This window comes from Ruegeria sediminis, from assembly GCF_005938215.1.
GTDB lineage: Bacteria > Pseudomonadota > Alphaproteobacteria > Rhodobacterales > Rhodobacteraceae > Ruegeria > Ruegeria sediminis.
Genome location: NZ_VCPD01000004.1, coordinates 552,749 through 563,922 on the forward strand (window position 1 = coordinate 552,749; position 11,174 = coordinate 563,922).

The 11,174-nt window shown below is 61.7% G+C and carries 7 protein-coding genes and 1 tRNA gene; 5 read left to right on the forward strand and 3 right to left on the reverse strand.

All coding sequences use genetic code 11. From position 1 onward, the window contains the following. Positions 1–6 precede the first annotated feature (6 nt). Positions 7–1,131, reverse strand: a complete 1,125-nt coding sequence (gmd, locus tag FGK63_RS14165) for a GDP-mannose 4,6-dehydratase (protein ID WP_138843319.1) — start codon at positions 1,129–1,131, stop codon at positions 7–9. Positions 1,132–1,537: 406 nt separating this feature from the next. On the opposite strand from gmd, the gene FGK63_RS14170 reads away from it, so the two are divergent. Both FGK63_RS14170 and FGK63_RS14175 read left to right on the forward strand, forming a co-directional pair. Then, positions 1,538–3,274, forward strand: coding sequence for a type I secretion system permease/ATPase (locus FGK63_RS14170; protein ID WP_138843320.1), 1,737 nt, complete (start codon positions 1,538–1,540; stop codon positions 3,272–3,274). 5 nt (positions 3,275–3,279) lie between these two features. Beyond that, positions 3,280–4,581: an HlyD family type I secretion periplasmic adaptor subunit gene (locus FGK63_RS14175; RefSeq protein WP_138843321.1), complete on the forward strand. Its 1,302-nt coding sequence runs from the start codon at positions 3,280–3,282 to the stop codon at positions 4,579–4,581. Positions 4,582–4,696: 115 nt separating this feature from the next. On the opposite strand, the gene FGK63_RS14180 is transcribed toward FGK63_RS14175, so the two are convergent. Beyond that, a complete protein-coding gene (locus FGK63_RS14180) occupies positions 4,697–6,001 on the reverse strand; it encodes a UDP-glucose dehydrogenase family protein (RefSeq protein WP_138843323.1) in 1,305 nt (434 codons plus the stop codon). A gap of 360 nt (positions 6,002–6,361) precedes the next feature. Between FGK63_RS14180 and FGK63_RS14185 the strand changes: the two genes are divergently transcribed. From FGK63_RS14185 to katG, 3 genes are all read left to right on the forward strand, one after another. Further along, a tRNA-Thr gene (locus FGK63_RS14185) sits at positions 6,362–6,437 on the forward strand. Between the two features lie 141 nt (positions 6,438–6,578). Then, positions 6,579–8,270 carry a Na/Pi cotransporter family protein gene (locus FGK63_RS14190; protein WP_138843325.1) on the forward strand — a complete coding sequence of 564 codons (1,692 nt, stop codon included), beginning with the start codon at positions 6,579–6,581 and terminating at the stop codon, positions 8,268–8,270. A 290-nt stretch (positions 8,271–8,560) separates the two neighbouring features. Next, positions 8,561–10,756, forward strand: coding sequence for a catalase/peroxidase HPI (gene katG / locus FGK63_RS14195; RefSeq protein ID WP_138843327.1), 2,196 nt, complete (start codon positions 8,561–8,563; stop codon positions 10,754–10,756). Positions 10,757–10,838: 82 nt separating this feature from the next. Here katG and FGK63_RS20775 read toward each other — a convergent pair. Further along, positions 10,839–11,174 (reverse strand): hypothetical protein (locus FGK63_RS20775; RefSeq protein ID WP_171052654.1); only part of this gene is annotated, 336 nt, incomplete at its 5' end.

Here is an 11,174-nt window from a genome sequence, read left to right on the forward strand (position 1 = left end):
ACCTCCTCAGCCGTTTTCCAGACTGACCGGCAACTCGAACCCGTGCTCCTTCAGCAGCGCGTGGCGGCGGGCGACTTTCAGGTCTTCGCTTACCATTTCGGCGCACATCTCCTGCACGGTGATCTCGGGTACCCAGCCAAGTTTCTGCTTGGCCTTGGAGGGATCGCCCAGCAGGGTGTCGACCTCGGCAGGGCGAAAATACTGCGGGTCGATCCGCAGGATCACGTCGCCCGGCTTCAGGGCCGGAGCCTTGTCTCCCTCGACCGCGGTGACGGTGCCGATCTCGTCGACCCCGCTGCCCGAGAACTCTAGGCTGATGCCCAACTCGGCCGCCGACCAGCTGATGAACTGGCGCACCGAATATTGCTCGCCTGTGGCGATCACGAAATCCTCGGGCGCATCCTGCTGCAGCATTAGCCACTGCATGCGCACGTAGTCCTTGGCGTGGCCCCAGTCGCGCAAGGAGTCGATGTTGCCCATGTAGAGACAGGATTCGAGCCCTTGGGCGATGTTGGCCAGTCCCCGGGTGATCTTGCGGGTCACGAAGGTCTCGCCGCGCCGGGGACTCTCGTGGTTGAAGAGGATGCCGTTGCAGGCATAGAGCCCGTAGGCCTCGCGGTAGTTCACCGTAATCCAGTAGGAATAGAGCTTGGCCACCGCGTAAGGCGAGCGCGGGTAGAAGGGCGTCGTCTCGCGCTGCGGGATTTCCTGCACGAGACCGTACAGCTCGGAGGTCGAAGCCTGGTAGAAACGGGTTTTCTTCTCGAGACCGAGAAAGCGGATCGCCTCAAGCAGGCGCAGGGTGCCGATCGCGTCGACGTCCGCGGTGTATTCGGGGGAATCAAAGCTGACCGCCACGTGCGACTGGGCGCCGAGATTGTAGACCTCGTCCGGCTGCACCTCCTGAATGATGCGGGTCAGGTTCGAGGTGTCGCTGAGATCGCCGTAATGCAGACGCAGCTTGGGATTCGGCTCGTGCGGGTCCTGGTAGATGTGATCGATGCGCTGGGTGTTGAAGGATGAGGCGCGGCGTTTGATGCCGTGCACCTCGTAACCCTTGGCCAGCAGGAACTCGGCAAGATAGGAGCCGTCCTGCCCCGTGATCCCGGTGATCAAAGCCGTCTTGGTCATGAAAGTACTGCCAATTTATCGTTCATTTTGATGCCTCCGAAAGGCCGCGCCAAACAAACCCATGAACCAGACAATTGCAAGCGGCGGTGAAGGCCGTCGCGGAAAAAGATGCGAAATCTTTCCAAGCGCAGATTGCGCAAGGCCGCCAGCGGGGATCGTGTAGGCCGGTTTCCGCATCGCGCTTTGGCCACATCCGCAGATTCCCGCCGAAAACGGCAGCCTGGATATGCATGTGCTTTTCTTCGCAAGTGTCCGGCCATAATTCGCCTGAAATCCGGGTGGCCGAATATTTAGTTAGTGTTCGGGATTTGCGTGGTATCTTGAGGCACCGGAAGAGCGAGGGCGGGAAATTCCGCTCCGATTGAGGCTAAAACTTGGGACAGGCAGCAACCTGGGCAGGGGTGCAATGAAATCTTACGACAATACACAGTCACCCTATGAGGGTGCGCTGCGCGCTTTGCGGGGCAGTTTCGTGCAGGCAGGGCTGTTCAGCGCGGCCATCAACCTGTTGATGCTTACCGGTCCGCTCTACATGCTGCAGATCTACGACCGGGTTCTGGCCAGCGGGTCCGTACCGACGCTGATGGGGCTGTTCCTGATCGTGGTGGTGCTCTATGCCTTCATGGGCGTCTACGAATTCATCCGCTCGCGGCTTCTGTCCCGCGCGGCCTACCGGTTCGACGAGATGACCGGAGAACTGGCCTTTCGCCAGCTTCTCGAAAGCGACAACCAGAACGGCAAGGGTGGAAACGCCCTGCGGGATCTCGAAATCGTTCGGGGTTTTCTGTCGGGGCCGGCCATCCGCGGCCTGTTCGACGTTCCTTGGATTCCGATCTTCCTGGTCGCCGTCTTCATCATTCATCCCTGGCTCGGCTACATGACGCTGGCTGGCGCGGCAGTCGTTGTGGCGCTGGCGCTGCTCACCCAATGGCTCACCGGAAGTGCGATGTCGCAGGCCATGCGGCTTGACGGGGTGGAACGGGCCTTTGTCAGTCAGAGCTTGCGAAACGCCGAAACCGTGCAGGCGCTCGGCATGCGCGAGGCCGTTGCCGCGCGCTGGCGTTCCGCGCACGAGGCCGGCCTGACGCAAAGCCAGAAAGGCGGCGACCGTTCGGACATGGTTTCGTCCGGCTCGCGCGTGTTTCGCCTGGTGCTGCAGTCCATGCTGTTGACGGGCGGCGCCTACCTGGCGCTGCAGCAGCAGATTTCGGCAGGGATGATCGTCGGGGCCTCGATCCTGGCTGGCCGGGCTTTGGCGCCGGTGGATCAGGTGATTGGCCAGTGGCGCAGCATCGGTCGGGCTGCCGAAGCGCACAAGCGACTGACCGAAGTCTTCGAGGCGGCGCCTGCGAAAAAGCCGAGGATCTCGCTTCCGGAACCCGCAGGCGCCGTGCGGCTATTCGGAGTTACGAAACTGATGCCGGGCGGCTTGCAGCACGGACGGTCCCGCATTCTCGATCAGGTCAGTTTCGAGTTGGAGCCTGGCGACGTGCTGGGCGTGATCGGCAACAGCGCCGCCGGAAAGTCGAGCCTGGCGCGGATGCTGGTGGGTGTCTGGAGGCCCGATGCGGGCGAGGTGCGGTTGGATGGCGCGACGCTGGACCAGTGGGAACCGGACGAGCTTGGTCGCTACATCGGCTATCTGCCCCAGCATGTCGAGATGCTGCCCGGAACCATCGCCGAGAACATCGCGCGTTTCGACCCTGATGCAAGGGAAAAGGACATCTTTCAGGCAGCTGACGCGGCAGGCGTGCATGACATGATCCTGGGTCTGCCGGACGGCTACGCGACACAGGTGGGTCACGCGGCTCAACCCCTGTCGGGCGGTCAGATTCAGCGGATCGGTCTTGCGCGCGCGATCTACAAGATGCCCAAGCTCGTGGTTCTGGACGAACCGAACGCGCATCTGGACGCCCACGGAGACGAGTCGTTGACAGAGACGATCCGGTCCCTGCGCGAGGCGGGAAGCACGGTCGTCGTGATGGCGCACCGGCCCAGCGTCCTGGTCGAATCCAGCAAGGTTCTGATCCTGCACAAGGGCAAGGTGGCGCAATTCGGCCGGCGTGAAGAGATCTTCCGTCTGGCAATGCAATCGGTTCCGACGCAGGCGGCGCCCGCCGTCGCGGCGCGAAAGGCGGGGTAACGGGCATGTCGAAGCAAAAGCAGATCAAGACCGGTCTCGACCGGCGGGAACGGTTTATCGCGATTTCGGGTGTCGCGGGGTTGCTGCTGTTGGTGGTCCTTTTCAAGGTCATCACCATCGGCAGCGCCGTGATTGCGCCGGGTGAAGTGGTGGTGCAGGGCAAACCGCGTCCGGTCCAAAGCCTCGATGGCGGCATTGTCCGCGAAATCCACGTCCGCAACGGCGACCGGGTCGAGGCCGGACAGGTGGTAATGCGGCTCGACCCGAAGCTGTCCGAGATCAACCGGGACATCGTTCGCGGCCGCTTGGCCGAGTTGGTCGCGCGCCGCGCCCGGCTCGAGGCGGAACGGCAGGGCCTAGAGGCGATCCCGCCCGTCACCGATCTAACTCATCTCGATGCAGAGGCGGTGGGGCGAAACATGGACGGACAGGCCGAAGCGTTCCGGTCTCGCCGCGCCGTTGTGGACAGCCGCAAGGCGCAGCTGAAAGAGCAGATCGAACAGCACGAGGACCAGAGCACCGGCATCGAGGCCCAGATCGAGGCCACCGAAAACCAGGTCGCGCTGATCCGAAAGGAAGTGGGCAATGTCGAGACCCTGTTCAAACAGGGCCTGGTTCCGGAAAGCCGGCTGCTGGAACTGCAGGGCCGGCAAGCCGGGCTGCTTGGCCAGATCGCGGTGCATCGGTCCGAGTTGTCGCGTCTGCGCAACGCGATCCAGGATGCCGAATTGAAGATCACGCAGGCGGATCAGGAATTCCACGACGAAGTCGTTTCCGAGCTTCGTGAGGTCAATGCCGGTATCGACGAAAACCGGCTTGAGCTTGCGCGGCTGGACGAAGGGCTGAACCGTCTCGACATCCGGGCGCCGGTCGGCGGCGTCGTGCACGAGTTGCAGGTCTGGACAACCGGCGGCGTGGTTGCGCCGCAGGAGACGCTGCTGACCGTGGTTCCGGTGTCTGACGGCGTCGAATTCGAGGTCGAGGTCGCTCCGGATTCCATCGACATCGTGCATGTCGGGCAGTCGGCGCGGGTGAGGTTCCCGGCCTTCGACCAGCGGTCGACGCCGGAACTGACCGGTGCGGTGTCGAACGTATCGCCCGACAGCGTGACCGACCCGGTCACGGATCGCCAATTCTACCGGGTGCAGGTGTCGCTTCCACCCGAGGAACTGGCGCGGCTCGGCAGTTCCGCGTTGATACCCGGCATGCCGGTCGAAGCCTTCCTTCAGACCGGCGAGCGTTCGGTGCTGAGCTTCCTGCTCAAGCCCCTGACCGACCAGCTGACTCACGCTTTCCGGGAAAGCTGAGACGGAACCGTTCTGTCGTCCTCGCGCGTGCGAGGGCGGCAGAATCCTGACCGCCGCCGGTCAATCCCTGACAGATGTTATTGTGGTCCGGACACTTGTTCGAGCCGAAACCGGATCAGCGACCGATCCCGACATAGGTCTCGAAACCGGCCTTTTTTACGGCTGTGCGCGAGTAGATGTTGCGCAGATCGACCATCCGCGGACGGTTCATTTTCTCGGCCAACTGCTGCAGGTTCAGTGCCCGGAATTCGTTCCATTCGGTCAGCAGCACCACCAGGTCCGAATCCTGTACGGCCTCGTAGGGGTCTTCCAGCCACTGGGCCCCGGGAAGCAGATCTTCTCCGAACCTCTTTCCCTGGGGATCCACGATCTTCACCTTTGCGCCCGCACCGATCAGCGCCGGAACGATGGTCAGCGATGGGGCGTCGCGCATGTCGTCGGTATTGGGTTTGAAGGTCACGCCGAGAACGGTGATGAGCTTTCCGTTCAAACTCCCGTCGCTGGCGTCGCGGATCTTTTCGAGCATGCGCTTCTTGATCTCGTCATTCACCTGAATGACGGTTTCGGTGATCCGCATCGGGAAGGCATGCTCCTGCCCGATCCGCGCCAGCGCCGCGGTGTCCTTGGGGAAACACGATCCGCCGTAGCCCGGGCCAGCGTGCAGAAACTTGTTGCCGATCCGACCGTCGAGGCCGATGCCCCGCGCCACTTCCTTGACGTCGGCTCCGACACGCTCGCACAGCCCGGCGATCTCGTTGATGAAGGTGATCTTGGTCGCCAAAAATGCGTTGGCGGCGTACTTGATCATCTCGGCGCTTTCCAGATCCGTCGTCAGGATGGGGAAATCGCGCAGATAGAGCGGGCGATAGATCTCGGCCATGACGTCGGCCGCCCGGTCGTTCTCGACCCCGACGACGACCCGGTCCGGGCGCATGAAATCCGTGATCGCGGCGCCCTCGCGCAGGAATTCCGGATTCGAGGCGACATCGAAATCGGCCTGCGGATTGACCCTGCGCACCGCTTCCTTGACTTTGCGGTTGGTGCCGACCGGGACGGTGGATTTGGTCACCACCACCGCGTAACCTGTAAGAGCCCGCGCGATCTCTTCGGCCGCAGCCATGACATAGCTCACGTCCGCATGGCCATCACCGCGACGGGTGGGCGTGCCGACGGCAATGAAAACCGCATCGGCGCCGTCGACCGCGGCTTCCAGATCCGTGGTGAAGCTCAGCCTGCCCGCGGCGATGTTCCTGGCCATCAACTCGTCCAGGCCAGGCTCGTAGATCGGCACCTGCCCCGCCTGGAGCATACTGATCTTGTCCTCCGCCTTGTCGACGCAGATCACGTCATGGCCGAAATCGGAAAAACAAACGCCTGACACCAAGCCCACGTAGCCGGTTCCAATCATCGCAACACGCATGCGCCTAACCCTCTATAGATCTGTGAAAACTCATTGAATCGGAACTCGTGCTTCGGATCCGAAACGCAGCATCCGTGCATTGCGCCCAACTGCGCCGGGTTCGGCGACAAAAGGTGGTGATTGGGGATTGCTGCTCGTCATGGTGGCTGGATGCGCCGGAACGGCTGGAAGTTCAAGCGCGATCTTCGATGGGCGCCGGCCGACTGTCATCGCGACGCCACGGCAGGCGGAGGTTGGGGAACGGATCATTTTCCGTCGCTCAGAGTCGCTGTCGCCTAAGAAAACGTTGCGTGAAACATCAAAAATGGGCAGGCGATTTCGCTTGCCATGCCGAACACCCAGTTCTATACACCGCGCCACGCCGCTGTAGCTCAGCTGGTAGAGCACGTCATTCGTAATGATGGGGTCGGGGGTTCGAGTCCCTTCAGCGGCACCAGTAATCTCCCGAAAGCCATATTCTCGAAACGCCACCGTACGGTGCCGTGGCGGTTGGACGGCCTGACGAAATCAACTGACAAAACCATTACCTTTGGAATCGTGCATCCCTATTATGTGTTGAATCCAAGGAGAAAACCGCATGACCGTAGAACTTGACCAGTACGCCTTGATCAGCGGGCTGGTCGGCGGTCTCGCGCTGTTTCTTCTGGGGTTGGATATCCTGACCCGCAGCCTGAAACAGGTCGCGGGGGATTACATGAAGCACCTTCTGGCCAGGTTCACGGAGAACCGGTTCTTCGGCCTGATCACCGGTGCGGCGGTTACTGCGATCATCCAATCCTCTTCGATCACCACGGTGCTGCTGGTCGGGTTCATATCGGCCGGGCTGATGACCACCGCGCAAAGCGTGGCGGTGATCCTTGGCGCGAACATAGGCACCACGATCACGGCGCAGGTGCTTGCGTTCAAGGTGACGCAACTGGCGATGCCGTTGCTGGCACTCGGGTTTTTCACGTCCTTCGTGGCGCAGCGGCAGGAAACGCGGGAGTACGGCCGCATTTTGCTGGGGTTGGGTCTGGTGTTCTTCGGTATGGCGATCATGAGCGAGACGATGGCGCCGCTGCAAAGCTATAGGCCGTTCTTTGATTTCATGCAGTCCCTGGAAAATCCGATGACCGCGGCGCTGACGGGCGCGATCTTTACTGCCGTGGTTCAGTCGTCATCGGCGACAACCGGCATCCTGGTCGTCATGGCGGGTCAGGGCCTGATCGGGCTGGAAACGGCGATCGCACTGGCGCTGGGCGCGAACGTCGGAACCTGCGTGACCGCGCTTCTTGCCGCCATTGGCAAACCGCCCGAGGCCGTTCGCGCTGCGGTCGTGCACACCTTGTTCAACCTTGCCGGCGTCGTCATCTGGATCGGTTTCGTCGGTCAGCTTGCCGACCTGTCGCGGCTGATCTCGCCGGCCTATCCGGACTTGGCGCCGGCATTGCGCGGCCCGGCCGAAGTGCCGCGGCAATTGGCCAACGCTCACACGTTGTTCAATGTCGCCAATGCGCTTCTTTTCATCGGGTTCACCCGCCAGATTACGCGCCTGGTGGAATGGATGGTTCCCGACCGGCCGGACAAGACCCCGCCCAGCTTCGCGCCGCGGCATCTGGATCCGCAACTCCTCAGCGTGCCGGCGATCGCGCTTGACGCGGTGCGCCTGGAGGTTCTGCACCAGGGAGAGCAGGTGCGCGACATGCTGGCGGCGGCCGTTCCCACGGTGACTTCGGGAAGCCCGCTGCAGATTGACCGGCTGCAGGTGATGGATCGTCCGGTCGACCTTTTGCACCGCGAAATCATTGCCTATCTGCGGCAGATCAGCCTTGGAAGCCTGTCGGTCGAGCAGTCCGATCTGTTGATGGCCCTGGCCAGGATATCCAACGACCTCGAACATATCGGCGATCATGTGGCCACGGGCCTGGTCACGTCGGCCCGAAAGCGGATCGATGAGAATGTCGTGATCAGTCCGCAGACAGAGGCGGTGATTGCGGGTCTGCACGCAAAGGTGCTCGAGGCGTTCGACGGCAGCCTCCTTGCGCTGAAGCAACAGGACTCCAGCCTCGCCGCGAAGGTGCGGAAGATGAAACCGGAATTCGCCGCCATGATCGAACAGATTGCGCGCCACCAGGTCGACCGGCTCCGTATCGAGGCGCCGAAGCGCCAACACACCTACGCCAGGGAAATCGAACTGACGGAGACGCTGGACGACATATTCAAGATCACGCGCCGGATCGCCAGAACCCAGATCGCAGTGTTCGACAAACCGGCCACCCAATCGGCTTGAACGGCCGCGATCATCGAACACGTGCGGCGCCGCATGGCGCTCCGGACAGCTTTTCTCGGTTCGCAGACGCAGGTTCCAAAAACCTGGAAGCATTGTGATAATTTCGGATTATGAATTCGATTGAAAAACAAAACTTATTCGCATGGCCGGGATTTGCTACACCTGCATTGAAAAGACGTGAAGATGCCGGCAAGGCAGCCAGCCGGCCCGGACCAACCTCGATTTTGAGCAAGCTCCAGCGTCTTTCGGGAGAGTGATTTTTACAAGCGCAGCCACGATTGGAGATGAACATGGACGGAAGCGACACCGGAGCCGCGGGCAAGTGCCCGGTAATGCACGCAACTTTCGGAGCGAGGTCGAACCGCGATTGGTGGCCCAATCAGCTGAACCTCAGGATCCTTCACCAGAATTCGGCCCTGTCCAATCCCATGGGCAAGGATTTCAACTATGCCGAGGAGTTCAAGAAACTCGACCTCAAGGCATTGAAAAAGGATCTGATCGCCCTGATGACCGACTCGCAGGAATGGTGGCCAGCGGATTACGGCCATTATGGCGGGTTGTTCATTCGCATGGCCTGGCACAGCGCCGGAACCTACCGGACCGGAGATGGACGCGGCGGCGCGTCCACCGGAACGCAGCGGTTTGCGCCGCTCAACAGCTGGCCGGACAACGGCAACTTGGACAAGGCCCGGCGTTTGCTGTGGCCGATCAAGCAGAAATACGGCAACCGGATCTCATGGGCGGACCTGATGATTTTGGCCGGCAACTGCGCCATCGAATCGATGGGTGGCCCGGTTTTCGGTTTCGGAGGCGGCCGCGAGGACATCTGGGAGCCCGAAGAGGACATCTATTGGGGCGAGGAAACCGAGTGGCTTGGCGACAAGCGGTACAGCGGCGACCGTGAACTGGAAAACCCGCTCGCGGCGGTGCAGATGGGTTTGATCTATGTGAACCCCGAAGGCCCCAACGGAAATCCGGATCCCGTGGCGTCGGGCCGCGACATCCGTGAAACCTTCACCCGCATGGCAATGACTGACGAAGAAACCGTCGCCCTGACGGCAGGCGGCCACACCTTCGGCAAGACTCACGGGGCCGGCGACGCATCCCATGTCGGCCCCGAACCCGAGGCCGCCCCGCTGGAGGCAATGGGCCTTGGATGGCTCAGCAGCTATGGCAGCGGCAAGGGCCGCGACGCAATTACCAGCGGCATCGAAGGTGCCTGGACCTCGAACCCGACCAAGTGGGACAACGGCTATTTCGACGTTCTCTTCGGCTATGAATGGGAACTGGTGAAAAGCCCGGCGGGCGCCTGGCAATGGACGCCGAAGGATCTCAAGCCCGAGGATATGGCGCCCGATGCCGAGGATCCCTCGAAACGTGTGCCGATCATCATGACGACCGCCGACATGGCGATGCGCATGGATCCGATCTACGGTCCGATCTCCAAAAGGTTCCACGAGAACCCAAAGGAGTTCGCCGATGCCTTCGCGCGCGCCTGGTTCAAGCTGACCCACCGCGACATGGGTCCCCGCTCTCGTTATCTGGGGACGGATGTTCCGGCGGAGGAACTGATCTGGCAGGACAATGTCCCGGCCGTTGATCACGAACTGGTCGGCCCCGAGGACATTGCCGACCTCAAGACGCGCATCCTGGCGTCGGGCCTGTCCGTCTCCGATCTGGTCACAACGGCCTGGGCCTCGGCCTCGACCTTCCGAGGTTCGGACAAGAGGGGCGGCGCGAACGGCGCCAGGATCCGCCTGGCGCCTCAGAAGGACTGGGAGGTCAACCAGCCCGCCAAGCTGGCCAAGGTTCTGAGCGCGCTGGAAGGCGTTCAGAAGGCGTTCAATGACGCACAGCCGGGGAACAAGAAAGTGTCGCTGGCCGACGTAATCGTTCTGGGCGGATGTGCCGCCATCGAAAAGGCCGCCAAATCCGGCGGTCACGACGTCGAGGTTCCCTTTGCTCCGGGCCGTACAGACGCGACGCAGGAACAGACGGATGTCGAGTCCTTTGCGGTGCTGGAGCCGATTGCGGACGGGTTCCGAAATTACCAGAAAAAGGAGTACTCGGTATCCGCCGAGGAACTGCTGGTCGACAAGGCGCAGTTGCTGACCCTGACTGCGCCTGAAATGACGGTGCTGGTCGGTGGCCTTCGCGTTCTCGGCGCCAATGCCGGAGGCGCGCCGCACGGCGTGTTCACGGATCGGGTGGGAACGCTCAGCAACGACTTCTTCGTCAATCTTCTCGACATGGGAACCGCGTGGACGTCGTCGGAGGGTGACAAGGGCGTCTATGAAGGGCGCGACAGTACCAGCGGTGCAGTGAAGTGGACCGGAACCCGAGTCGATCTGGTTTTCGGATCCAATTCGCAACTGCGCGCTTTGGCCGAAGTCTATGGCCAGGCAGACGCCGAGGGCAAGTTCGTGCAGGACTTTGTCGCGGCGTGGACCAAGGTGATGAACGCCGACCGCTTCGATCTGCATTGACGTAGGTGTCGCTCCGCCCCGACAGGTCGCCGGGGCGGAGCTTGCTCGGACAAGGTTGCGAGTCGCGCACAGGCTCCCTGATTCACGCCTGTTTTCTGTTGCGGCTGTGTGGATCTTTGTTGGCGCTGGTGTTTCGGCTGGTGATTCCGGTGTGTTTGTGCGGGGTTTTGGGAATGTCCGGTGGTTGGGTTTGTTGTGTAAAGTATTGATTGGATTTGGTTTTGTTTGGTTTTGGCGGAAAGTTGGCGATTTTTTTGAAATTGGGGTTGCGGCGGTCGTCGTGAGTACGTAAATAGCCCCTCACCGGCGGCGCTGCGGTGTTGCTGGTAGGGTTGAGAGGCCTGGTGGACACGCTGGAGAGACGGCGGCATCTATGGTTTTGAGAGAGGCGGGGGCGCTGTTTGATGCGCGCTGGTCT

What these genes read in the sequence shown, in the direction of transcription:
- gmd (WP_138843319.1), bottom strand. Translation starts at nt 1,131, where the DNA reads ATGACCAAGACGGCTTTGATCACCGGGATCACGGGGCAGGACGGCTCC.
- FGK63_RS14170 (WP_138843320.1), top strand. Translation starts at nt 1,538, where the DNA reads ATGAAATCTTACGACAATACACAGTCACCCTATGAGGGTGCGCTGCGC.
- FGK63_RS14175 (WP_138843321.1), top strand. Translation starts at nt 3,280, where the DNA reads ATGTCGAAGCAAAAGCAGATCAAGACCGGTCTCGACCGGCGGGAACGG.
- FGK63_RS14180 (WP_138843323.1), bottom strand. Translation starts at nt 6,001, where the DNA reads ATGCGTGTTGCGATGATTGGAACCGGCTACGTGGGCTTGGTGTCAGGC.
- FGK63_RS14190 (WP_138843325.1), top strand. Translation starts at nt 6,579, where the DNA reads ATGACCGTAGAACTTGACCAGTACGCCTTGATCAGCGGGCTGGTCGGC.
- katG (WP_138843327.1), top strand. Translation starts at nt 8,561, where the DNA reads ATGGACGGAAGCGACACCGGAGCCGCGGGCAAGTGCCCGGTAATGCAC.